Source organism: Methylobacterium sp. J-059 (assembly GCF_022829485.1).
Lineage (GTDB): Bacteria > Pseudomonadota > Alphaproteobacteria > Rhizobiales > Beijerinckiaceae > Methylobacterium.
In genome coordinates this window covers 44663-67336 of sequence record NZ_JAKSYA010000171.1, presented here as the reverse complement: position 1 = coordinate 67336, position 22674 = coordinate 44663, and the positions used below count along the sequence as shown (strand labels likewise).

Sequence of the window (22674 nt, the reverse complement as noted above, 5' to 3'; positions counted from 1 at the left end):
CAGGTTGTCGGGCCGGCCCAGCCCCTCGATGGTGGTGATCTCGGCGCCCTGGTGCATCACGGCGAGCGTCAGGCAGGCGTTGATGCGCCGCCCGTCGACGATCATCGTGCAGGCGCCACACTGGCCGTGGTCGCAGCCCTTTTTCGAGCCGGTCAGGTGCAGATGCTCGCGCGCCGCATCGAGCAGGCTGGTGCGGGTGTCGAGCTCGAGCTCGCGCCGCTGGCCGTTGATCGTGAACCACACCCGCGCCAGGACAGGGCGGTCGCCGGGCCCGGGATCGGCTCTCGCGACCGGCGGCATCGACGCCATGGCCGCGCAGGCGGTGGTTCCTGGCATCAGGTCTCTCCGGTTCAATCCAGGCTCGCGCACGGGCTGCATGATGTCTCCGCACCGTCGGTGGGGGTCGCCCGACCGGGACGGCGACGGCTCGGTCGGGCCGCCGTCCCGGGCCATGCAGGAGATCTAGGGGCTGCCGAGCGCCGCGATTAGGCACTAGGTTCCACTTGAGGCCATGCCCTGGGGTTATGAATGCTGCGGGAGAACCTGAACGACCTCGTCGCCTTCGCGGCGGTGGCGCGGGCGGGCAGCTTCACCCGGGCCGCCGCCCGGTCCGGCGTGACGCAACCGGTGCTGAGCCGCGCCGTCCGGGCGCTGGAAGAGCGCCTCGGCGTCCGCCTCCTGGCGCGAACCACCCGCGCCGTCGTGCCGACCGAGGCCGGCGAACGCCTGCTGCGGATCGTGGGGCCGCAACTGGACGGCATCGCGGCCGACCTGTCCGCACTCACCGCGCTGCGCGACAAGCCGGCCGGGACCATCCGGATCACGTCCGGCGAGCACGCGGCCGCCTCCATCCTGTGGCCGGCGCTGGAACGGCTCCTGCCGGCCTACCCGGATATCACCGTCGACGTGATCACCGAGAACGCCCTGACCGACATCGTCTCCGAGCGCTTCGACGCGGGAATCCGCATGGGGGATCAGGTCGAGAAGGACATGATCGCGGTCCGGATCGGGCCCGCCCTGCGCATGGCCGTGGTCGCGACGCCCGCCTATTTCGCGGCGCGCCCACGACCGCGCGCGCCCCAGGACCTGACCGCCCACGCCTGCATCAACCTGCATCTTGCCAGCTACGGCGGCCGCTACGCCTGGGAGTTCGAGAAGGGCGGCCGCGAGCTGAGGGTCCGGGTGGACGGCCCCCTCGCGTTCAGCAGCGTGTTCCTGGCCAGGACGGCGGCCCTGGCCGGGCTCGGCGTCGCCTGCATGCCCGACGACCTCGTCCGGGCGGACATCGCCGCGGGCCGGCTCGTGCGGGTGCTCGCCGACTGGTGCGCGCCCTTCGCCGGCTACCACCTGTACTATCCGAGCCGCCGCTAGGCCCCGCCGGCCTTCGCCGTGCTGGTGGACGCCCTGCGATATCCCGGCGTCGGAAAGCCGGCGCCGTCCGCGTGAGCCGGCCGGCAGCCCGCGCGCGGTTCGCGCGGCGGCGGCGTTCGGACGGGTCGACGTCCTGGGGTCGAACGCGGGCATCCGGAAGGATGGGGCGGTCGCGGACCTGTCGCCGGATGACTAAAACGCGGTGATCGACGTGAATCCCACCGGGCAAGTCCCTGCAGGCGCGGGGCCTTGCGCCGTTTCCGTGCGCAGCCGCGCGGCGGACGGCCGGCCCGAAGCGGGGCGCCATCGTCGCGATACGGATTGTGTGACGGGGACGACGCTGTTCGTCGGCGGCGGCCTGTCGCTCGACCCCGGGTTCCGCGACGCCGGCCGAGCCGCCGCACGTCGCTTCCGGCGGCGCGATGCCGACCTCGGCCTTCGGGGGGCCCCGGGATCCGAGGCGCCGTCGCAAAGGATCACGCCCGGCACCGAAGCGTCTCGCGTCGCCCGGGTTCGGCGCGCACCGAGATCCCGGCGTCGGCCCGATCACGGCCGGTGCCCGGCCGCCTCCGAGGCCGCGTAGCGGGTCCGGGCCGCGGCGACGGCCGCGTGGTTGCGTTCCGCCCAGGCGACGAGCGCCGCCAGCGGCTCCAGCATCGAATGCCCGAGCGCGTCGAGGCGATACTCCACGCTGGGCGGCTTGGTCGGGAAGACGTGCCGGGTGACGAAGCCGTCGCGTTCCAGCTCGCGCAGCGTCTGGGTCAGCATGCGCTTCGAGATGTCGGGCACGGCCCGGCCGAGGGCGCTGAACCTCCGCGGGCCGCCGGCCAGCACGAGCAGCACCAGCGTCGTCCACTTGTCGCCGAGGCGATCCAGCACGTCGCGCACCGGGCAGAGCGAAGGATCGACGGCCGTGGCCTGCCACTCCGCGAACCGCCGCACCAGTTCCGCCTGCTGGCTCATCGCCCGGTTCCCGCGAGGTTACCCTGTCCCAAAATACTGCCTCCTTATGCGCCGCCGAGGTCTCGAATAGGAAGCATGTATCGCAACCGAACCATGTGGACTGCGCCCATGACCTCTGCTCATCCCCGCATCGGCATCACCGGCGCATCCGGGCGCCTCGGGCGCCTCGTCGTCGAGGCCCTGCTGCGCAGCGTGCCGGCCTCCCGGATCGTGGGCGGCCTGCGCAACTCCGACGACGACGGCGCCAAGGCGCTCCGGGCCCTCGACGTCGAGGTGCGGCAGGTCGACTACGAGAGGACCGACACCCTGGACCGAGCCTTCGCGGGCATCGAGCGCCTGCTGCTCATCTCCTCCAACGAGTTCGGCAAGCGCGTGGACCAGCATCGGAACGTCATCGAGGCGGCCAAGCGGGCGGGCGTCCGCCGCATCGCCTACACCAGCGTCCTGCACGCCGACACGTCCCCGCCCAAGCTCACCGACGAGCATCGGCGGACGGAGCTCGTCCTCGCGGCATCCGGCGTGCCCTTCGTCATCCTGCGCAACGGCTGGTACACGGAGAACTACGCCGCCTCGATCCCGATGGCGCTCGAGCACGGCACCCTCTTCGGCAGCGCGGGCCAGGGGCGGATCTCGTCCGCGGCGCGGGCCGACTACGCCGACGCGGCCGCGGCCGTGCTGACGGCCGCCGAGGTGGAGAACGGCCGCATCTACGAGCTGGCGGGCGACGACGCCTACACGCTGGAGGAGTTCGCAGCCGAGGTCGCGAAGGTGTCGGGCCGGCCGGTGGTCTACAGGAACCTGCCCGAGGCCGAGTACGAGGGCGTCCTGCTGAAGGCCGGCCTGCCGAAGGACCTGGCGGCCTTCGTCGCCGCCTCCGACTCCGTCGTGGCGGAGGGTGCGCTGTTCGAGGACGGCCGCGACCTGAGCAGGCTGATCGGCCGACCCACGAAACCGATGCGCGAGACCGTGGCCGCCGGCGAGCACTGAGCCCCGAGCGCGAGCCCGGCCCGCGCACGTCGCAGGGTCCGGCATCCGCCGCGCCTCGCGCTTGCCCCGACGCCGGGCCACGAACAGGAACCCTCCGGCATGCCGACCTTCGTCGAGATGGGTCGGTCGGTGACCGTGGCCGAGCAGCTCGCAGAGGAAAGCGGCGCGACGATCGGGGCCGAGCCGGGCGGCGTCGCGCCGGCACGCGCGATCGCCACCGTCGGGCTCGTCGGCGGGACCTCCGGCCCACGCTGGCCGCGCGCCGGACGGGCGTTAGATGCCGGAATGCGCACGCGGCGATGCGCCGGACTTCATGAATGGCGCGGGAGAACCTGAACGACCTGCTCGCCTTCGTCGCGGTCGCGCGCGCGCGGAGCTTCACCCGGGCGGCGGCGCAGCTCGGCCTGTCGCAGCCCGCGCTCAGCCAGACCATCCGCGGGCTCGAGGCGCGTTTGGGCCTGAGGCTGCTGACGCGCACCACGCGCAGCGTCGCGCCGACCGAGGCGGGCGAGCGGCTGATCCGGTCCGTCGGGCCCCGGCTCGCGGAGATCGAGGCCGGCCTGGTCGCGGTGACGGACCTGCGCGAGACGCCGGCCGGCACCGTGCGGATCAACGCCGACGAGCACGCGGTCGCGGCGGTGCTGTGGCCGGCGCTGCGGAGGGTGCTGCCCGGGTACCCGGACATCCAGGTGGAGCTGGTCACCGACTTCGCCCTGACCGACATCGTCGCCGGGCGCTTCGACGTCGGGGTGCGGCTCGGCGAGGTGGTGGCCAAGGACATGGTCTCCGTCCCGATCGGGCCGGACATGCGCATGGCGGCGGTCGCCGCGCCGGCCTACCTCGCGCGCCGGCCTGCGCCGCGGACGCCGCAGGACCTGACCGGCCACGCCTGCATCAACCTGCGCCTGCCGACCCATGGCGGCCTGTACGCCTGGGAGTTCGCGGCCGACGGGCGCGAGGTCCGGGTTCGCGTGGACGGGCAGGTCGTGTTCAACACGGTGAGCATGATCCTGCGCGCCGCCCTGGACGGGTTCGGCATCGCCTACCTGCCGCAGGATCAGGTGCAGCCCCATCTCGACAGCGCGGCGCTGACCTGGGTGCTGAAGGATTGGAGCCCGCCCTTCCCGGGCTACCACCTGTACTATCCGAGCCGCAGGCAGCCCGCGGCGGCGCTCGCGGTGCTGATCGAGGCCCTGCGCTACCGAGGCTGACCGATGCGGGATCCGCGCCGGGGGGGGCCGGGGCCGCGCACGCCGTGGCCACGCGTGCGTGAGCGCCCGATCCGGCCCGCGTCAGGCGCCGGCGGGATCGGGATAGCCGGTCAGGTCCGGCTCCTTGGCGCGGCCGGTGGACAGCTTCGAGGCCAGGCGGCGGAGGCCCGGCCGGCTGGCGATGCGCAGCACGCGGTGGAGCAGGCTGATGCCGAGCCGGCTGTTCGGGTTCATCAGCTTCGGCGCGATCTTGGGCACGCCCTGCCCGTCCTCGACCATCGGGCGCATGGCGCGCTCGTAGGCGGCGAAGGCCGCGGCGACGTCGTCGCCGCGGGCGAGCTCGGCGGCGAGGACGTAGGCGCCGGTGACGGCCAGCGTCGTGCCGATGCCGGCGAGCGGCGTGGCGCACCAGGCCGCGTCGCCGGTCACCGCCACGCGGCCGCTGGACCAGCGCCGCATCCGCACTTGGCGCAGGACGTCGAAGTAGAAGTCCGCGGTGGCCTCCATCCCGGAAAGGACGCGCGCCGCCTGCCAGCCCGCATCGGAGAAGCGCTGCCGCAGGTAGGCCTTCTGCCGGTCGGCGCCCCAATCCTGCTCGCCGCCCGGCGGCTGCCGCAGCGTGAGCATCGCGCGGGTGGTGCCGTGCTGGTCGGGGCGCAGGGAGATGCCGCGGCCGCCGGGCGCGTTGAACCACCGCCACATCCGGTCGTCGTCCGCGGTCCGCGGGATGGTGAAGTAGGCGATGGCGAGATCCATCCAGCGCGGGTCGGCCTCGCCGGGGAACACGAGCTCGCGCGTCGTCGAGCCGACGCCCTCGGCGACGAGGACGGCGTCGTAGCGCTCGCTCGCCCCGGAGGCGAAGGTCACCGTCGCGGCCTCCGCCCCGTCGTCGATCCGGGTCACGCGATCCCCGAAGCGGTAGGTCGCGCGCTCCCGGGCCGGCTCGTAGAGGAGCCGCGCGAGGTCGCCGCGCAGGATCTCCATCTCGGCGGTGGGGCCGTCGCCGAGGCTGGCATCCATCGTGAAGGCCGCGACCGCCCGGCCCCGCCCGTCGACCCAGGCGGTGCCCTGCTCGCCGGTGCCCCGGGCGAGCGCCGCCTGCTCCAGGCCCATGCGGCGCAGGACCTCGCGCCCGACCCCGCGGACGTCGACGTTCTGGCCGCCGTCGCGGAAGCCCGGCGCCCGCTCGACGACGGTGACGTCGAAGCCGTGGCGGCCGAGCCACCAGGCCGCGGTGTTTCCGGCGACGCTCGCGCCGGTGATGAGGATGCGACGGGGCATGCGGGACGGGTCTCCGGGTGATCCGGCCCGCGCGGAGCCGGTCGCGGCCACGCCGCGCGGCAGGATCTGCGCGAGCGCCGTGATCGAGGGGGCGGGGCGCGCGCGTCAGGCCCCCGGCGAGGCCGCCCGGGTGACCGCCCGGCGCAGGGTGCGGGACAGGTCCTCGACCGAGTACGGCTTCTTCAGGAGCGGGAAGCCGTGGGTGCCCTGCTCGGCGAGCACGTGGCTGTAGCCGGAGGCGAGGACGACCGGCAGGCCGGTGTGGCGGTGGCGGATCTCCCGCGCCATGTCGATGCCGTTCATCCCGGGCATCACCACGTCGGAGAACACCACGTCGAAGCGCGGCGACGCGGACAGGACGGCGAGGGCCTCCTCGGCGCTCATCGCCCACACGGTCTCGTAGCCGAGCTCGCGCAGGGCCTGGGTGGCGAAGGAGCCGACCTCCTGGTTGTCCTCGACCACGAGGACGCGGGTGCCGTGCCCGTCGGCGAGGGGCTCGGGCTCGCCGTCCTCCTCGATCGCCACGGACCGCCCGACCTCGCGGGGCAGGTAAAGCGTGAAGGTGGTGCCCCGGCCGAGCGTGCTCTCGACCAGCACCTCGCCGCCCGACTGCTTGGCGAAGCCGAACACCTGCGACAGGCCGAGCCCGGTGCCCTGGCCGACGCCCTTGGTGGTGTAGAACGGCTCGAAGATCCGATCGAGATCGGCCGCCGCGATGCCGGTCCCGGTGTCGCGGACCGAGACGGCGACGAAGTCGCCGGGGATGCGGGGATGGGCCCGCACCGCCGGGATCGCCGAGGCGCGGCGCACGCCGATGTCGAGGCGGCCCTCGCCGTCCATGGCGTCGCGCGCGTTGATGGCCATGTTCACCAGGGCCGTGTCGAACTGGCTCGGATCGGCGTCGATCAGGTAGGGCACCTCGTTCCCGCGACCGTCCCGGTTCGCGGCCACGTCTGTGACGACCCGGATGCGGGCGCCGGTGAGCGTGCCGACCATGTCGGCGACCGAGGCGACGCTGCGGCCGACGTCGAACACCTCCGGGGTCAGGGATTGGCGCCGGGCGAAGGCGAGGAGCTGGCCGGTGAGCTTGGCGGCGCGGGTGACGGTGTCGGAGATCGCGCCGATGTAGCGCTGCCGGCGCTCCTCCGGCAGGTCGGGGCGCTTGAGCAGGTCGGTCGAGGACCGGATCACCGTCAGCAGGTTGTTGAAGTCGTGCGCGACGCCGCCGGTGAGCTGGCCGACCGCTTCCAGCTTCTGCGACTGCCGGAGCTGCTCCTCCAGGGCGCGGCGCTCGGTGACGTCGCGGCCGGCGGCGTAGAAGTGGTCCTCCTGCGGGATGGCGTTCCACGACACCCAGCGGAAGTCGCCGTCCGCCGTGAGCATGCGCACGTCGAGGCTGTCGAGGACCTGGCCTTCCCGCAGCAGCTCGAACGCCGCGGTCGCGGCCGCCCTGTCCTCGGGGTGGACGTAGTCGCTGAAGGACGTGCGCACGAGATCGAAGGCCGACCAGCCCAGCATCTCGTGCCAGGCCGGGTTGACCGAGCGGTAGAGGCCGTCGAAGCCGCAGACCACGAGGAGGTCGCGGCTCGCCCGCCACACCAGGTCGCGCTCCGTGGTCCGGTCGCGGGCGGTGTCGCGCAGCACGCTCTCGGCCTTCTGCCGGTCGGTGACGTCGTTGAACAGCAGGGCGACCCGGTGCTGCACCGGATCGCCGATGCGCAGGGCCTGGACCTCGAACCAGCGCCCGAGCGTGACGACGCCGCTCTCGAAGCGGACGGCCCGGCCCGTCATCGCGACCTGCCCGTAGGTGTCGAGCCAGCTGCGCTCGAGGTCGGGCACCACCTCGCTCACCCACTTGCCGACCACGTCGTCGAGGCCGGTATGGCGCGAGAAGGCCGGATTCGCCTCGACGAAGCGGTAGTCGACCGCGCGGCTGTCGGCGTCGAACCGGAGCTCGATGACGCAGAAGCCGGCGTCGAGGGCATTGAACAGGGTGCGGTAGCGCGCTTCGCTCTCGGCGAGCATGCCCTCCTCGGTCCGGAACCGGGTGACGTCGAGCTGGCTGGCGAAGAAGTAGCGCAGGTGGCCCTCGGCGGTGAAGACCGGGCTGACGTAGAGCTCGTTGCGGAAGGTGGACCCGTCGCGGCGGTAGTTCAGGATCTCGACGACCACGTCGCGGCGCGCGGCGATGGCGTCGCGCACCTTGGCGATGTCCGCCGGATCGGTGTCCGGCCCCTGCAGGAAGCGGCAGTTGCGGCCGATCAGCTCGTCGGCCGAGTAGCCGCACAGGGCCTGGAACGCCCGGTTGGCGAACACGATCGGGTTGTCCGGCAGGTTCGGGTCGGTGACGATCTGCGGCATGCGGGTCTTCTCCGCCGCCGTGAACAGCAGGTCGACATCCGCCCCGGACGTGCGCTGGCTGGAATCCGGGAGCCTGACATGCGACGCGTTCCGCTCGCGCAGGCGCGCGACCTCGGCCTCGAGCCTCCGGTTCTCGCTGCGCAGCCGCTCGATCTCGTCGTCCATGCCGTCCGTTTCCATGGGGCATGGTCGCCACCATCATGCCCGTCCGAGAACGGCTTTCGGCGACGGAAGCTCCCATGCGGGTGCCCGCGGCGCCGACGGGCCTTCATGCTCCACGCGGTCGCCTCCGGTCAACGCGGATGGCGGAGCAAGATCCCGGCCGGGACCCCGGCACCGGGCCGGAACTCGCGCTCCCGCGCTCCCGCGCTCCCGCGCGAGGCCGGAGCCTTCACCGGTACGCTGGTTCAACGACACTGTGACATGTCGAACCACCACCGATGTTGGAACGCGGTGCGGCCGAGGTCGTTTTAAGAGCCATACTCACCCAGACAGGAGATCTTGGATGCGCAAGCTCGCACTCGCTTCCACCGCACTGCTCGGGCTCGGCATGCTGGCATCGGCCCCCGCCGAGGCCCGCGGCTGGGGTTACGGCGGCGGCTACGGCCACGGCGGCTTCGGTCACGGCGGCTACGGCTATCGCGGCGTCGGCTTCCGCGGCGGATACGGACGCGGCTACGGCTATCGCCGCGGCATCGGCCCGGGCGCCGCGATCGGCCTCGGCATCGCCGGCCTCGCAGCCGGCGCGATCGTGGCGAATTCCTACGGCGGCTACGGTGGCTACGGCGGTTACGGCTACGGCCGCCCGGTGGGCTACTACGGCGGCTATGGCTACGCGCCGGCCTACGGATACGCCCCCGCCTACGGCTACGGCTACCCGGCCTACGGCTACGGCTACTGAGGCGCCGGTCGCGGGCGCCGTTGCGCCCGCGACGCGACGTGTCCTCGACGAAGGGCGCCCGACTCACCGTCGGGCGCCCTTTTTCCGTTGAACGGTTCGCGCACCTCCGGGACGCGCGGAGCGCCGCAGCGGACCGCGTTCGTTCAGGCCTGCCCCTCGATCAGGCCGCGGATGCGGGTCGCGAGCGCCTCCAGGGCGAAGGGCTTCACCAGCACCTCCATGCCGGGCGCGAGGTGGCCGTGGTTGAGCGCGGCGTTCTCCGCGTAGCCGGTGATGAACAGCACCTTGAGGCCGGGCCGCGCGGTCTTCGCCGCGTCGGCCATCTGCCGCCCGTTCATCCCGCCGGGCAGCCCGACATCGGTCACCAGCAGGTCGATGCGCACGTCCGACTGCAGCACCTTGAGGCCGGAGGCGCCGTCCGCCGCCTCGATCGCCGCGTAGCCCAGATCCTCCAGCACCTCGGTCACGAGCATCCGCACCGTCGGCTCGTCGTCGACCACCAGCACCGTCTCGCCGAGCTTGGCCCGCGCGGCGTCCGACAGGTCGGGCACCGCCTCGACCGCCTCGGCCTCGCCGAGGTGGCGGGGCAGGTAGATGCAGACCATCGTGCCCTTGCCGGGCTCGGAGTAGATCCGCACCTGCCCGCCCGACTGCTTGGCGAAGCCGTAGATCATGCTCAGGCCGAGCCCCGTGCCCTCGCCCATCGGCTTGGTCGTGAAGAACGGGTCGAACGCCTTCGCCGCCACGTCCGGCGCCATGCCGGTGCCGTTGTCGGAGACGCAGAGCGCGACGTACTGCCCCGGCTCGAGGTCGCGCTCGCGGGCGGCGCGCCGGTCGAGCCAGCGGTTGCTGGTCTCGACCACGATGCGGCCGCCCTCCGGCATCGCGTCGCGGGCGTTGATGCAGAGGTTGAGCAGGGCGTTCTCGAGCTGGCTCGGGTCGACCAGGGTCGGCCAGAGCCCGGCGGCGCCGACCACCTCGACCGACACGCCGGGCCCGACGGTGCGGCGCACCAGATCCTCCATGCCCTCGACTAGACGGTTCACGTCCGTCGGCTTGGGGGCCAGGGTCTGCCGGCGGGAGAAGGCGAGCAGGCGGTGGGTCAGGGCGGCGGCGCGGCGTGCCGCCCCTTGCGCGGCGCCGATGTAGCGGTCGAGCTCGCCCATCCGGCCCTGGAGCATGCGGGTCTGCATCAGCTCCAGGGAGCCGACGATGCCCGCGAGCATGTTGTTGAAGTCGTGCGCGAGGCCGCCGGTGAGCTGCCCGACCGCTTCCATCTTCTGCGACTGGCGCAGCGCCTCCTCGGTCCGCGCCAGCGCCTCGGCCTGGGCCTTGGCGGCGCTGACGTCGCGCACGGTGGCGTAGATCAGGCCGCCGTTCGGGACCGCGTTCCAGGAGAGCCAGCGCCAGCCGCCGTCGCGATGGCGGTAGCGGTTCTCGAACGACAGCTGGGCGTCGCCCCGCGCCAGGCCGGCCGCGGCCGCCTCGGTGACGGCCCGGTCGTCGGGGTGGACCAGGTCCAGGAACGGGCCGGCCTTCATCTCGGCCTCGGTCCAGCCGAGCGTCGCGGCCCAGGCCGGGTTGAGGCTGACGAAGCGGCCTTCGAAGTTCGCGACGCAGAGCAGGTCGGACGACGCCTTCCAGATCATGTCGCGCTCCGCGGTGCGGGCGGCGACCTGCCGCTCGAGCTCCTCGGCCTGGCGCCGCCGCTCGTCGATGTCGGTGTGGGTGCCGACCCACTGGGTCAGAGCGCCGGCGGCGTCCCGCACCGGCTGCGCCCGCGCCAGGAACCAGCGGTAGCCGCCGCCGCCGCGGATGCGGAACTCGACCTCGTAGGGCTCGCCCGTGGCGACCGAGCGGTCCCAACCGGCGCGCGCCGCCGGCAGGTCGTCGGGATGGATCAGGTCGGACCAGGTCGCGGCCGCGTTCAGCGCCCCCGGCGCCGCGCCGGTATAGGCGTAGGCCTGGCCGTTGAACCAATGCAGCGTGCCGTCCGGGCGGGCGCCCCAGACCTGGTTCGGCACGGCCTCGGCGAAGGCCCGGAACTGCGCCTCGCTGGCCTGGAGGTCCGCCTCCGCGCGCCGGCGGCCGGTGACGTCCCGGAACAGCACCGAGACCTGGCGCCGGCTCGCCGGCTCGATCCGGGCGGCCGAGACCTCGATGTGGCGGCCCGCGCGCGGGAACGCGCGCTCGAACCGGATCGACTCCCCCGTGCGCAGGACGCCGCCGTAGAGCGCGAGCCAGCCCTCGGCCTCGTCCGGCGCGAGGTCGCGCAGGGTCCGCCCGACGATGCCGGCGATCCCGGTCTGGCGCTCGTAGCCCTGGTTGGCGACGATGTGGACGTAGTCGCTCGCCGGACCGTGCGGCCCGTCGATGAACTCGATGATGCAGAAGCCGTCGTCGACCGCCTCGAACAGCGCCGTGTAGCGCTCCTCGGTCTCGCGGCGGCCGGTGGCGTCGACCATCGTCCCGAGCGCCCGGAAGGCCCGGCCCCGGCCGTCGAACAGGCCGCGCCCCTTGGCCGACACCCATCGCACCGTGCCGTCGGCCTTGGAGACCACGCGGAACTCGGCCTCGAACGGCGCGCGCCGCTCCGGATCGAGGGCGGCGGCGAGCGCCGCCAGCACCGCCTCCCGGTCGTCCGGGTGGAGGCCGTCGCGAAGCGTCGCGCGATCGCACGCGGCGTCCGGGGCGAGGCCGAACAGCTCGCGGGTGCGCTCGGACAGGGTCAGCGCGTCGGCGGCCACGTCGAGGTCGAAGGTGCCGATCTCGGCCGCCTCGGTCGCCAGCCGCAGCGCCATCTCGCTGAACTGCAGGCGCTCGGCGTCGGTGGCGCGGGCCGCCGACAGGGCGGCGTTCTCGCCACGCAGAGCCGCGAGCTGCAGCACGTCGGCGGTGACGTCGTACTGGCTGGCGAAGAAGTACGCGACCTCGCCGGCGGCGTCCTTCACCGGGGCCAGCAGAAGCTGGTTCCAGAAGGTCGTGCCGTCCTTGCGGTAGTTGAGGAGCGCGACCTCGATCGGCTGCCGGGCGGCGATCGCCGCGCGCACCCGGGCGACGTCGTCTCGGTCGGTGTCGGGCCCCTGGAGGAAGCGGCAGTTCCGCCCGATGATCTCCTCGGAGGCATAGCCGGTCAGGCGGCTGAAGGCCGCGTTGACGAAGAGGATCGGGTTGTCGGGCTGGCGCGGGTCCGTGACGATCATCGGCATGCGCGTGGCCCGCACCGCGGCCGCGAACGGATCGGTGACGTCCGCCCCGCCGGCGATCTCGGAGAGGATGCGGTGGGTCTCGCGGCGGACGCGGCTCGCCTCGGTCTCGGCCGGCATGGGCTGGTGCGGTGCTGTGGTCACGCCGGGCCGTCTAGCAGGAGCGCCATGGGGTCTGAACCGCGATTCGGGTCGGGCTGGTGCGCGCGCGTCTCGGATCGGCGACCGGGAACGGCATCGATCCGCCCCGAAGGCGGGCGCGGCCGGTCATCGGGTCGGCACGACCATCCGGAACCGCAGCCCGGCCGCGTCGATGGTACGGTCGAACCGCCCCGCCAGGCTGCGCTCGATGGTCTGCTTGAGCAGGCGGGACCCGAACCCGGTCCCGTCGGCCTTGGGCATCCCGGACGGCGCGCCGCCCTCGGTCCAGTCCAGCGTCAGCGCGCGGTCGGCGACGCGACCGACCAGCCTGAGCGTGCCGCCGCCGGCCAGCGCCCCGTACTTGGCGGAGTTGGTAGCGAGCTCGTGGACGATCATCGCGTAGTCGTTGACCTTGTCGGGCGGCGCCACCGCCGCGTCCGGGATGTCCACGGCGATGTTGGCGCCGTTCAGGTACGGCGCCAGGATGCGCTCGGCGAGGTCCCGCAGCCGCACGTCGCCCCGGTCGGCCCGGTTCGACCGCGTCGCCAGGGCGGTCGCCTCGTGCAGCACCCCGAAGCGCTGCGACAGGTCCTCGGCGAAGTGCGGCGTCGACGTGGCCTCGCGGGCGACGATGGCGGTGAGCGCGCGGGCAACCGTGAACATGTTCGAGACGCGGTGCGCCAGCTCGGCGGTCAGCAGCCGCTCGGCATCCTCCGCCCGCTTGCGGTCGGTGATGTCGAGGAAGATGGCCTGGACCCACTCCCCGACCCGGCCGGCCTCGCCGCCGACGCCGCGCGCCGAGATCCAGCGGGCGTCGGCGCCGTCGCCGATGCGGAAGTCGAAGCTGTAGGCCTGCGGATCGGTGGCGCTCGCCGCCCAGTCCCGCATCATGCCCGGGCGGTCCTCGGCGTTCACTTTCGCGAACAGCGCGTCGATGCCCACCACCGGCTCGGTCGTGTCCCAGAACGCGCGGCAGAGGCCGTCGAGCTGGGCGAGCCGCCGCTCCGGCGACCAGGCCCACAGGCCGACGCCGCCCCGGTGGATCGCGGCGGTGAAGCTGGCGAGCGTCCACCCGTCACCGGTGGGATCCGTGTCCTGAGCCATCCGTCCTTCCGAAACCGAACCCCGACCCGCGCGGACGGCGCGGTGCCGCCCCCACGCGAGGGAACTCACCGGGGGCGCCTTTGCTCCGAATCCGGGCGCGCCGGCCCGGGCGGGGACCGTCGCGTGGCATCAAGAAGACGCGAGCGCCGCCCGGAGGGCGGCGCTCAGCCTTCGGCCTGCTCCACGAAGCGGCGGATGAGCCAGCGCCCAGCCGGGCCGGGCGGGCGGTCGGTGCGGTGGATCGCGGTGAGCGGGAGCAGGCGGCGCGTCGCCTCCGGCAGCTTCAGCGCCACGAGGCGCCCCGCCTCGAGGTCGGCGCGCGCCAGGTGCGCGGGCATGCTGCCCCAGCCGATCCCGGCCAGCAGCAGCGTGTGCTTGGAGCTCATGTCGGAGAGCCGCCAGGTCCGCGGCGCGATCACCCCGAATTCCTGGCCTTCCGACAGGGGAGAGCGGTCGGAGATCACCAGCTGCACGTGCTCGCGCGCCAGGCCCGACACCGACCCGTCGGCGGCGGCCAGGGGATGGGAGGGCGCGGCGACCGCCACCATCTCGACCTCGCCGACGGACACCAGCTCGAGCGGGTCGGTCTCCCGCTGCCAGAGCTCGACCCCGATGCCGATCGCCGCCCGGCCGTCGATCACGTGCTGCTGCACCGCGCCGAGCGCCTCGACGTTCAGGCGCAGGGCCACCGAGGGAAACCGCGCCTGGAACGCCTTGAGCGCATCGACGAGCCGCGGCCCCGGCATCAGCAGGGTGACGACGAGGCTGACCTCCGCCTCGAGCCCGCTCAGCAATCCGCCGACCTTGGCGCGCAGGGCGTCGACGCCGTGGGCGACGATGCGCGCCTCCGCCAGCACCGCGCGCCCGGCCTCGGTCAATTGCGGCCGTCGCGTCGCGTCGCGGTCGAACAGCGGCAGGCCGAGCTGCTGCTCGAGATTGGCCACCGCGTAGCTGATCACCGAGGTGGCCCGGTTGAGGCGACGGCCCGCCGCGGCGAAGCTCCCGGCCTCGACCACCGCGAGGAAGACCCCGAGCTGGTCCAGCGTCGGTGTTCCGGGGCCGCGCATGCCGGGATCCTCGAACGATCGGGGCGCGTCCGGCCCCGGCGATCCGGCAAGCAAGGTCGGCGCCGCCGGGTCAGCGGCGGGCGGGCTTGTGCGCCTGGATGCGGCCGACCGAGCCGGTGACCATCGCATCGTAGGCGCTCGGCGCGGCCTGGCCGACGCCGCGCTCGACGGGGCGGCCGGAGACCGTGCCGGGCGCGGTCTCGGTGGGGATGCCGGCCGGCGCGGTGTAGCTCTGCGCGACCGCGGCGGCGGGCAGGGCGGCCGCCAGGGAGAGGGCGAGAACCGAAACCTTGAGGATGCTGGACATGGGGGGCTCCATCGATCTGAGGCGAGGCGACCCGGTGGCCGCCGTCCGATGAAGCGAAGATGGGCCCGTCTTGCTGATCCGAAAACCCGAATAGTTTCGAACAAGACGTTCGACTTTTTTGGCAAGCCTGCTTTCTTCTCCAGCCCGCCGGCTTCACCTGCGCTCGGGTGCGAGGGGGCGGCAGCCGGCGAGGAACAGGGCCACCGCGGCGCGGCGGCGCTTCTCCTGCGCTTCCGGGTCGACCGCGATGCCGTAGAGCGCCTGCTTCGCGCTGCGGCCGAGGACGAGGTTGAGGAACAGGTCGGCGGCGATCTCCGCGTCGTCGACCGCGATCTGCCCCCGCGCGGCCATCACCGTGAGGAGGCGGCCGACCGCGCGCACGCCGCGCATCCAGCCTTCCTCGTAGGCGAGCCGCGCCAGATCGGGGAACTGCATCGCCTGCGCGGCGATGCAGCGGGTGAGCGCGGCGGCGCCCGGCGCATGGGCACGGGCGAGGAGGTTGCGGCTGAGCTCGTCCAGCACGGTCGCGGCGTCCCGCGGGTTGGCCTCGAGGGCCTGCGTCTCGGCCGCGGCCGAGAGCGGGGCCAGCCATTCGCGGATGCGCTCGTCGAGCACCGCCTCGAACAGCGCGCGCTTGTCGCGATAGCGCGAATACAGCGTCGGCTTGCTGACGCCGGCCGCCTCCGCGACCGCGTCGATCGAGGTCGCGTCGAAGCCGCGCTCCATGAACAGGCGGGTGGCGACCTCGACGATGCGCGCCTCGCGCCGCGCGGCTTCCGCGCGGGTCGGCCGTCCGCCGCCGCGCCGGGGCTGCGCCTCCGCATCGTCGGCCGCGACCTGCGTCATGAACTTCCTCCTTGTCAGCCCGAACCGCCGACCGTATTACAACGATACCGTATCGTTTTATTGTTGGCCAGCCGCGATGCAACCACGATCCACCGACGATCCTGCGCCCGTCCCCGTCGTTCCTGCACCCGCGCGCAAGCGCCGTCCCGCGCGGCTGATCCTTCCGTTGCTCGTCCTGGCCGCGCTCGGCGGGGGCGGCAGCTACGGCTGGCACTGGTGGACCGTCGGCCGGTTCCTCGAGACGACCGAGGACGCCTACCTGCAGGCCGACAAGGTGACGGTCGCCCCCCGCATCGCCGGCCACGTCGCCGCGGTGCTGGTCGGCGACAACCAGGCCGTGCAGGTCGGCGACGCGATCGCGCGGCTCGACGACCGCGAGTATCGGATCGCGTTGAAGCAGGCCCAGGCCGAGGTCGAGAAGAACCGCGCCCAGCTGCTCGGCACCGCCGCCGCCATCCTCCAGCAGCAAGCGCAGGTGCAGTCCGCGAAGGCCGAGGTCGAGAACACCGATGCGGCCCTCGATTTCGCCACCAAGGAATACGCCCGCTACCAGAACCTGCTGCAGACCGGCTCGGGCACCGCCCAGCGCCAGCAGCAGGCCGATGCCGACCTGAGGCAGAAGCGGGCGGCGCACGACAAGTCCGTCGCCTCGCTGGACGCCGCTCGCAAGCAGGTGGAGAGCCTGACGGCGCTGGAGGCGAGCGCCCGCGCGAGCCTGGACGGGGCGCGGGCCAAGGTCGAGCAGGCGCAGCTCAACCTCAGCTACACGACCATCGCCGCGCCCGCCGCCGGCACGGTCGGCGACCGGGCCCTGCGCGTCGGGCAGTTCGTCTCGGCCGGCACCGGGCTGCTCACGATCGTGCCGACCGGCCGCGACATCTACCTCGTGGCGAACTTCAAGGAGACGCAGACCGGGGAGATGGTCGAGGGACAGCACGTCACCTTCACCGTCGATGCGCTGGGCGACCGCGCGTTCGAGGGCCGGATCGAGAGCTTCTCGCCCGGCACCGGGGCGCAGTTCGCCCTGCTGCCGCCCGAGAACGCCACCGGCAACTTCACCAAGGTCGTCCAGCGCGTGCCGGTGCGGGTCGCGATCGACGCGTCCGACCCGCGGCTCGCGCGCCTGCGCGCCGGCCTGTCGGTCGAGGCCACGGTGCACCTGGCGGACCCGGTCGCGCCGGCCGCACGCCGCGCCCGGCCCGGCGCCGCCCTCGTCAGCGAGGCCCTGCCCCGATGAGCGCCGCCGCGGCGATGCGCGGGCCCGAGGCCAAGGCCAGCGCGCGCGACTGGCTCGCGGTGTTCGGCGCGATCCTCGGCGCGTTCACCGCCATCCTCGACATCCAGATCACCAACGCCTCGCTCTCCGACATCCAGGGCGCGCTCGGCGCCTCCACCGAGGAGGGCAGCTGGATCTCGACCGCCTACCTGATGGCCGAGATCATCGTGATCCCCCTCACCGGCTGGCTCTCCTCGGTGATCGGCCTGCGCCGGTACCTGTCGGTGAACACGATGCTGTTCACCGCCTTCTCGCTCGCCTGCGCGCTCTCGACCTCGCTCTCGCAGATGATCCTGTTCCGGGCCGGCCAGGGCTTCACCGGCGGCGTGCTGATCCCGACCGCGATCGTCATCGTGCGCACGCGCCTGTCGAGGAGCCAGCAGCCGATCGGCATCGCGATGTTCGGGCTGACCGCCACCTTCGCGCCGGCGATCGGCCCGACGGTGGGCGGCTGGCTCACCGACAACCTGTCCTGGCACTACATCTTCTACCTGAACCTGATCTTCGGCCCGCTCGCCGCCGCGATCCAGCTCGGCGCCTTCGACAGCGTGCCGGCGCGCTGGGCCGAGCTCCTGAAGGGCGACTGGATCGGCATCGGCCTGATGGCGACCGGCCTACCGGCGCTGACCTACGTGCTGGAGGAGGGCCAGCGGAAGGACTGGTTCGGCTCGCCCGTCATCGTCCAGGCGAGCTGGCTCGCGGTGGCCGGCATCGCCGGCTTCATCGTCCGCGAGCTCATGGCCGAGCGCCCCTTCATCAACCTGCGGGTGCTCGCCAACCGCTCGGTCGGCGGATCGTGCGTGCTGATGACGGTGCTCGGCGCGGTCTCGTTCGGCTCGATCTACATCATCCCGCTCTACTGCGCGCAGATCCAGGGCTACGACGCCCAGCAGATCGGCTACGTCGTGATGTGGTCCGGGCTGCCGCAGCTGCTGCTGTTCCCGATGATGCCGCTGATCATGCGCACCTTCGACGCCCGGCTGCTGGTGGTGACCGGCACGCTTTTCTTCATCGCGAGCTGCTGGATCAACGTCGGGCTGACCCACGACGTCGGCGCGGACCAGCTGATCCTGCCGCAGCTCCTGCGCGCCGTCGGCCAGCCGCTGTTCACCATCCCGCTGTCGCAGCTCTCGACGGCGGGCCTCGCCCCCCGCGACACGGCGGACGCCTCGGCGCTGTCGAACATGATGCGCAACCTCGGTGGCTCGATCGGCATCGCGATGCTCTCGACGATGATCGACCGGCGCGAGCACATGCACTTCTCGGTGCTGGCCGAGGCGATCACCGTCAACGCCACGCGCACCCAGGAGCGCCTCGCGGCCATGGCCGCCGGCCTGCACGGGCACGTCGCCGACGCCGCGGCCGCGAAGGGCGCCGCCCTCGGCATGCTGGCGGCCCAGGTCCGGCGCGAGGCCGAGGTGATGGCCTATGCCGACGGGTTCTGGCTCGTCGGCGTCAGCCTCGTGCTGAGCCTCGGCGTCGTCGCGATCCTGAGGAAGCCGCAGCGCGCCTCGGGGCCGGTCGAGGCCCTCTGAGCCCGCGCCTGCGACGATCGTCCGTCTCAGTGGTGCCCGGCCATGTGACGGCCGATCGTCGCCACCTCGGCGGTGGCGGCCTGCGTCTCGTAGACGAGGCGGCCCTCCGACATCACCACGATGCGGTCGGACAGCTCCAGGATCTCGTCGAGGTCCTCGCTGATCAGCAGCACCGCGGCGCCGGCGTTGCGCGCGGCCACGATCCGGTTGCGGATCTCGGAGACCGCCGAGAAGTCGAGGCCGAAGCACGGGTTGACGACGATCAGGAGGTCGACCGGGTCGGTCAGCTCGCGGGCGAGCACCGCCCGCTGCACGTTGCCGCCGGACAGGGTGGCGATCGGCGCCTCGGACGAGGCGGTCTTCACCTTGAACCGCTCGATCAGGTCGCGCCCGCGCCGGGCCATCGCCCCCCGGTCGAGCCAGAAGGTCGGCTTGCCCGTCGGGTCGTCGCCGCGCCGGTCGAAGGCGCGAAAGCCCAGGTTCTCGACCACCGACATCCGCGGCGCGCAGGCGTTGCGCAGCGGCTCCTCCGGGATGAACCGCACCTTTCGCGCGCGGCTCTCGGCCCGCGTGCCGGCATAGGGCGCGCCGGCCACCACCACCCGGCCGCCGGTGGCGCGGACCTGGCCGCCGAGGACGTCGGCAAGCTCCTTCTGCCCGTTGCCCGAGACGCCGGCGATGCCGACGATCTCGCGGGCGCGAACGCTGAGCGCGTCGACGGCGATGTGGCGCAGGCCCGAGGCGTCGGTGGCGGTCACGCCCGCGATGCGCAGGATCTCGCGGGCTTCGTCGGGCTCGCCGAGGCGGGCGGCCGGCACGCGCACCTTGCGCTCGCCCATCATCATCGCCGCCATGTCGTCGCGGGACAGCGCGCCGACCGCGCCGCCGCCCACGAGCCGACCGCGCCGGAGCACGCTCAGGCTTCGGGCGAAGGTCTCGACCTCGCGGAACTTGTGGCTGATCATCAGCACGGTGAGGTCGCCGCGGTCGGCCATCGCGCGGAGCAGCCCCAGCACCTCCTCGGCCTCGCCCGGCGTCAGCACCGAGGTCGGCTCGTCGAGGATCAGGAACCGCGCCTCGAGGTAGAGCTGCTTGACGATCTCGAGCTTCTGCTTCTCGCCCGCCGCCAGCTCCGCCACCGGCCGGTCGAGGTTCAGCCGGAACGGCATGCCGGCCATGAAGGCGGACAGCCGCGCCCGCTCCCGGCCCCAGGCGATCACCGAGGGCGCGTCGGCGCGGCTGATGACGAGGTTCTCCGCCCCCGTGAGCGAGGGCACCAGCGTGAAGTGCTGGTAGACCATGCCGAGGCCGCGCGCCTGCGCGCCCTTCGGGTTGGTGATCTCGGCCTCGCGGCCGTCGACCAGCACCGTGCCGGCGCTCGGGGCGTAGAACCCCATCACGCACTTCACCAGCGTGGACTTGCCGGCGCCGTTCTCGCCGAGCAGCGCGTGGAAGCCGCCGGCCGCGATCTTCATCGACACGTCGTCGAGGGCGGCGAAGGCGCCGAAGCGCTTCGTCATGCCGACGGTCTCGACGCCGATGGCGCGGGGGGGGCCCGGGGCCGGGGCCGAGGGAGGAGACGCGAGCGGTGACGACGTCATGGGCGGCCTCTCACGGCGCTTCGGCGATGATCGCGACGGGGCCGCCGCCATCCGGCCCCTGATGCTCGGCGCCGCCCGAGACGTAGAGCTCGGCATGGCCGACGAGGCCGGCGAGCACCCCGCCGACGAAGCCGCGGGCGTGCCGCGTCGCGGCGTGGTCGGAATCGGTGAGCATGGTGGTGCGAAGCCCGCGTAGGCGCCCGTCGGACGGGGCCTCGGCCTTGGCGAGCAGCGCGACCAGCCGCGCGCGCTGCGCCGGCGCCAGCTGTCCGGCGGTGCCGAGGCCGAGGCGGGCGAGGGCGGCCCGCACGGGCTCGACGTCCAGGGCGTCGGCCATGGTGGCGTGGTCGATCCGCAGCGGGCCGGACCAGCCGGCGCCGCGCCCGAGCACCACGATCTCGTGGCCCATCAGCTCGATCCCGGCCGAGGCCGAGGCGCGCGACGAGGCGAGCGAAAAGTCCCGGCCGATCGCGGCCTCCTCCAGCGCGCCGACCTCGCCGAGCGCCGCGGCGATGCCGAGGGAGGCGGCCGCGCGCGAGAGGCCCATGGATTTCAGCGTGTCGGCGGTGGCGCAGTCCGCGTCGCGGCCGCGCGCCGCGGCGATCCGCTCCGAGGTGAGGAGCGGGCACTTCACCTGGACGAAGTGCACCTCGTCCGGATCGACGATCCCGGCCGCGCGCATCGCCGCGCGCACGCCGTCGGCCACCGACGCGACCTGGGCCAGGCGCCCGACCTGCTCGGGCCGGAGGTCGGCGGTGTGGGCGTGGCCGATGGCGAGCGCGCCGGGCACGGCGGCCTCGTCGGCCTCGCGCACCTCGAACACGGTGACGTGCGGGGACAGGCCGCCCTCGGTCCCGCCCGACATGACGAGGCAGACCCGCTCGGCGGCCTCCGGGCCGGCGTGCCGACCCAGCAGGTCGCGCAGGGCGCGGGCGGCGAGCCCCCGGGTCCAGTCGTTGACCAGGCCGTTGCCCTCGGTCTTGCCGAAGATCGCGACGATCGCGCCCGGCACGATCCGGCCCTCCGCGATCGCGCGTTCCAGGCCGGAGACGTCGTCCGGGGCGGCGGTGGCGATGCGGTGGACGACGGCGCGGCGGGTGCTCATGCGGCGGCGAGCGCGGCGATGACGGCGTCGGTGTCGGAGACCGCGCCGAACACCCCGCCCTGCATCGTCACCATGCGAAGCGCCGCCGCGTGGTTCTCCGGATCGGTGGCGCCGCAGGCGTCGCCCAGCACCACGCATTCGAAGCCGCGGTCGTTGGCCTCCCGCATGGTGGTGGAGACGCAGACATCGGTGGTGATGCCGGTGAGCACGAGGTTGCGGATGCCGCGGGTGCGCAGGATCAGCTCGAGGTCGGTGGCGCAGAACGAGCCCTTGCCGGGCTTGTCGATCACCACCTCGCCGGGGAGCGGCGCGAGCTCCGGGATGATCTCCCAGCCGGGCTCGCCGCGGACCAGGATCTTGCCGCAGGGCCCGGGGTCGCCGATGCCGGCGCCGATCCGGCGCGAGCGCCAGCGCTTGTTCTCCGGCAGGTCGGAGAGGTCGGGCCGGTGGCCCTCGCGGGTGTGGATGATCGTGTAGCCGGCCCCGCGCATCGCGGCGAGCAGGCGGGCGATCGGCGCGATCGGCGCGCGGGTCAGCGACAGGTCGTAGCCCATCGCGTCGACGTAGCCGCCGTCGCCGCAGAAATCGATCTGCATGTCGATGATGACGAGCGCCGTGTTCCCCGGCCGCAGGTCGCCGTCGTAGGGCCACGGGTAGGGCTCGGCGGCGACAATGCCGGTGGGCGAGGACGTCGTGCTCATGCGGCCTCGCCCTGTCGGCTTGACGAACGAATGTCCGCTGACGGAGATCGTCGTGACGTGCGCTCGATTCGGAATGCCGCGAACGAGCGCGGGACGAGTATTGCCCTTCGCCGCACGCGCTCTTCCCTCCCCCCTCTGCGGGGGAGGGTGGGCCTCGCGTCAGCGAGGGTCGGGAGAGGGGAGCGACCTCTCCGGATACGGCGCTCCCCTCTCCCCCCCTGCTCCGCAGGGTACCCTCCCCCGCAGAGGGGGGAGGGAGAACGCCTGGCGGCCAAATCGCCGACGGATTTCCTAGCTGATACGATTCGCGAGACGACCGAGGCCGGCGGGGAGATCGAGGTCATCCGCATCATCTCCGCCCGCAAGGCCGATCGTTCGGAAAGGCGACGCTATGAACACGAAGCTGGTCAGCTACGAGATCGACCTCGCCAATCCGCCGACGCTGAGCGAGGCGCAGACGGCGGAGCCGGAGGCCCTTGCGGCGAAGCCGGACGCGGAGATCGACCACAGCGACATCCCGACCCTGACGGAGGCGTTCTAGCAGAACGCCGTGCGCAACCCGTTCTACCGCCCGGTCAAGACCTCGACGACGGTGCGGATCGATGCCGACGTGCTGGCCTGGCTGCGGGCGCCCGGGCGCGGCTACCAGACCCGCATCAACGCGATCCTGCGCCGCGAGATGCTGGCGGCGTTGAGGAAGGGCTGAGGCC

At 73.1% G+C, this 22674-nt stretch carries 19 protein-coding genes and 1 pseudogene; 8 read left to right on the top strand and 12 right to left on the bottom strand.

Annotation, left to right across the window (positions count from 1 at the left end; translation table 11 throughout):
• A partial coding sequence (locus MKK55_RS26585) for a 2Fe-2S iron-sulfur cluster-binding protein (RefSeq protein ID WP_243938571.1) occupies window positions 1–336 on the bottom strand: 336 nt, incomplete at its 3' end.
• 192 nt (window positions 337–528) lie between these two features.
• Here MKK55_RS26585 and MKK55_RS26580 point away from each other — a divergent pair.
• Window positions 529–1371, top strand: coding sequence for a LysR family transcriptional regulator (locus MKK55_RS26580; protein ID WP_243938567.1), 843 nt, complete (start codon window positions 529–531; stop codon window positions 1369–1371).
• Window positions 1372–1917: 546 nt separating this feature from the next.
• Here the strand turns inward: MKK55_RS26580 and MKK55_RS26575 are convergent.
• Window positions 1918–2334 (bottom strand): winged helix-turn-helix transcriptional regulator, encoded by a 417-nt coding sequence (locus MKK55_RS26575; RefSeq protein ID WP_147843237.1) that lies wholly within the window; start codon window positions 2332–2334, stop codon window positions 1918–1920.
• Window positions 2335–2442: 108 nt separating this feature from the next.
• Here MKK55_RS26575 and MKK55_RS26570 point away from each other — a divergent pair, with 108 nt between their 5' ends.
• The 3 genes from MKK55_RS26570 to MKK55_RS26560 all read left to right on the top strand — a co-directional run bounded on the left by MKK55_RS26570 (window position 2443) and on the right by MKK55_RS26560 (window position 4532).
• Complete coding sequence (locus MKK55_RS26570; protein WP_243938565.1) at window positions 2443–3321, top strand: SDR family oxidoreductase; 879 nt, start codon at window positions 2443–2445, stop codon at window positions 3319–3321.
• Window positions 3322–3420: 99 nt separating this feature from the next.
• Window positions 3421–3657, top strand: coding sequence for a hypothetical protein (locus tag MKK55_RS26565; RefSeq protein WP_243938563.1), 237 nt, complete (start codon window positions 3421–3423; stop codon window positions 3655–3657).
• Window positions 3639–4532, top strand: coding sequence for a LysR family transcriptional regulator (locus tag MKK55_RS26560; RefSeq protein WP_243938561.1), 894 nt, complete (start codon window positions 3639–3641; stop codon window positions 4530–4532). The genes MKK55_RS26565 and MKK55_RS26560 overlap by 19 nt, the downstream gene beginning before the upstream one ends.
• An 81-nt stretch (window positions 4533–4613) precedes the next feature.
• On the opposite strand, the gene MKK55_RS26555 is transcribed toward MKK55_RS26560, so the two are convergent.
• Both MKK55_RS26555 and MKK55_RS26550 read right to left on the bottom strand, forming a co-directional pair.
• Window positions 4614–5813 (bottom strand): FAD-dependent monooxygenase, encoded by a 1200-nt coding sequence (locus tag MKK55_RS26555; RefSeq protein WP_243938559.1) that lies wholly within the window; start codon window positions 5811–5813, stop codon window positions 4614–4616.
• A gap of 105 nt (window positions 5814–5918) precedes the next feature.
• Entirely contained in the window at window positions 5919–8339 is a 2421-nt protein-coding gene (locus MKK55_RS26550; RefSeq protein ID WP_243938557.1) for a PAS domain S-box protein, read from the bottom strand.
• Between the two features lie 340 nt (window positions 8340–8679).
• Here MKK55_RS26550 and MKK55_RS26545 point away from each other — a divergent pair, with 340 nt between their 5' ends.
• A complete protein-coding gene (locus MKK55_RS26545; protein WP_147726794.1) occupies window positions 8680–9075 on the top strand; it encodes a hypothetical protein in 396 nt (131 codons plus the stop codon).
• A 143-nt stretch (window positions 9076–9218) separates the two neighbouring features.
• Here MKK55_RS26545 and MKK55_RS26540 read toward each other — a convergent pair whose 3' ends face one another.
• From MKK55_RS26540 to MKK55_RS26520, 5 genes are all read right to left on the bottom strand, one after another.
• Window positions 9219–12401 (bottom strand): PAS domain S-box protein, encoded by a 3183-nt coding sequence (locus tag MKK55_RS26540; RefSeq protein WP_243938569.1) that lies wholly within the window; start codon window positions 12399–12401, stop codon window positions 9219–9221.
• Between the two features lie 147 nt (window positions 12402–12548).
• Window positions 12549–13526, bottom strand: a complete 978-nt coding sequence (locus tag MKK55_RS26535; RefSeq protein ID WP_243938554.1) for an HWE histidine kinase domain-containing protein — start codon at window positions 13524–13526, stop codon at window positions 12549–12551.
• Window positions 13527–13690: 164 nt separating this feature from the next.
• Window positions 13691–14593, bottom strand: coding sequence for a LysR family transcriptional regulator (locus MKK55_RS26530; protein ID WP_243938552.1), 903 nt, complete (start codon window positions 14591–14593; stop codon window positions 13691–13693).
• A 70-nt stretch (window positions 14594–14663) separates the two neighbouring features.
• The gene (locus MKK55_RS26525) at window positions 14664–14900 is read right to left on the bottom strand and encodes a hypothetical protein (protein WP_147726800.1); all 237 of its coding nucleotides are present in this window, start codon (window positions 14898–14900) and stop codon (window positions 14664–14666) included.
• Between the two features lie 153 nt (window positions 14901–15053).
• The gene (locus MKK55_RS26520; RefSeq protein WP_147859852.1) at window positions 15054–15746 is read right to left on the bottom strand and encodes a TetR/AcrR family transcriptional regulator; all 693 of its coding nucleotides are present in this window, start codon (window positions 15744–15746) and stop codon (window positions 15054–15056) included.
• 166 nt (window positions 15747–15912) lie between these two features.
• On the opposite strand from MKK55_RS26520, the gene MKK55_RS26515 reads away from it, so the two are divergent.
• Together MKK55_RS26515 and MKK55_RS26510 are read left to right on the top strand one after the other, a co-directional pair.
• On the top strand, window positions 15913–16983 hold the full coding sequence (locus MKK55_RS26515; protein ID WP_243938550.1) for an HlyD family secretion protein: 1071 nt from the start codon (window positions 15913–15915) through the stop codon (window positions 16981–16983).
• Entirely contained in the window at window positions 16980–18557 is a 1578-nt protein-coding gene (locus MKK55_RS26510; protein ID WP_243938548.1) for a DHA2 family efflux MFS transporter permease subunit, read from the top strand. Before MKK55_RS26515 ends, MKK55_RS26510 begins: the two co-directional genes overlap by 4 nt.
• Window positions 18558–18583: 26 nt before the next feature.
• Here MKK55_RS26510 and MKK55_RS26505 read toward each other — a convergent pair whose 3' ends face one another.
• The 3 genes from MKK55_RS26505 to MKK55_RS26495 are packed head-to-tail and all read right to left on the bottom strand — an operon-like array spanning window position 18584 to window position 21964.
• Window positions 18584–20158, bottom strand: coding sequence for an ABC transporter ATP-binding protein (locus MKK55_RS26505; protein WP_147859850.1), 1575 nt, complete (start codon window positions 20156–20158; stop codon window positions 18584–18586).
• A gap of 10 nt (window positions 20159–20168) precedes the next feature.
• Window positions 20169–21263: a ring-opening amidohydrolase gene (locus tag MKK55_RS26500; protein ID WP_243938546.1), complete on the bottom strand. Its 1095-nt coding sequence runs from the start codon at window positions 21261–21263 to the stop codon at window positions 20169–20171.
• Window positions 21260–21964: a cysteine hydrolase family protein gene (locus MKK55_RS26495; RefSeq protein WP_243938544.1), complete on the bottom strand. Its 705-nt coding sequence runs from the start codon at window positions 21962–21964 to the stop codon at window positions 21260–21262. Before MKK55_RS26495 ends, MKK55_RS26500 begins: the two co-directional genes overlap by 4 nt.
• 391 nt (window positions 21965–22355) lie before the next feature.
• Between MKK55_RS26495 and MKK55_RS29410 the strand changes: the two are divergent.
• A pseudogene (locus MKK55_RS29410) lies at window positions 22356–22670 on the top strand (BrnA antitoxin family protein).
• The last annotated feature ends 4 nt before the right edge of the window (window positions 22671–22674 follow it).